Source organism: Acinetobacter sp. IK40 (assembly GCF_035615075.1).
GTDB classification, from domain to species: Bacteria; Pseudomonadota; Gammaproteobacteria; order Pseudomonadales; family Moraxellaceae; genus Acinetobacter; species Acinetobacter courvalinii.
This window is the reverse complement of the sequence record NZ_JANBOE010000032.1, coordinates 1-858: the sequence shown is the minus strand read 5'-3', so window position 1 is coordinate 858 and position 858 is coordinate 1. Positions and strand designations below refer to the sequence as shown.

Here is an 858-nt window from a genome sequence, read left to right as displayed (position 1 = left end):
GTTCAACCGTGACTGTGACCTTCCCGGATGGCAGCACCGTTGATGTGGTGACTGATCCAGTAACAGGCGAGTGGACTGTACCAAACCCGGGCGGTCTGGTGGATGGTGATACCATCACTGCGATTGCCACTGACCCTGCAGGTAACCCGTCTGTACCAGGTACAGAGACTGTAGACATCACTCCACCAAATCCAGCGGGTGCAACCCTTGCGATTGATGCGGTGACTGCGGACAACGTGTTGAATGCAGCTGAATCAACCACAACCATTACGGTGACAGGTACCTTAACCGGTATCCCTGCAGATGCAGCCACCACAGTGGTGACACTCCTCATCAATGGCGTGACTTACACTGCAACGGTAGATGCAGCGACAGGTAACTGGACAGCGGATGTGGCAGGTAGTGACCTGTTGGCCGATGGCGATAAGACCATCGATGCCACAGCGACCTTCACCGATGCAGCAGGTAACAGCAGCAGCGTGACGGATACGCAAGTCTATAACGTGGACGTGACTGCACCGAATGCCCCAGAGATTGATCCGGTCAATGGTACCGATCCAATCACCGGTACGGCAGAACCAGGTTCAACCGTGACTGTGACCTTCCCGGATGGCAGCACCGTTGATGTGGTGACTGATCCAGTGACAGGCGAATGGACTGTACCAAACCCGGGCGGTCTGGTGGATGGTGATACCATCACTGCGATTGCCACCGACCCTGCAGGTAACCCATCTGTACCAGGTACAGAAACAGTTGATCTCACTCCGCCAGATACCACTGGTGCGACACTGAATATTGATGCTGTCACAGCAGACAACGTTCTTAACGCAGCAGAATCAGCTGGTACAGTGACCATCA

At 54.5% G+C, this 858-nt stretch carries 1 protein-coding gene; it reads left to right on the top strand.

The genetic code is table 11. The annotated features are described in order from the left end of the window. The coding region (locus MSG93_RS19240) for an Ig-like domain-containing protein (RefSeq protein ID WP_324622988.1) at positions 1–858 on the top strand (858 nt) is incomplete at both ends.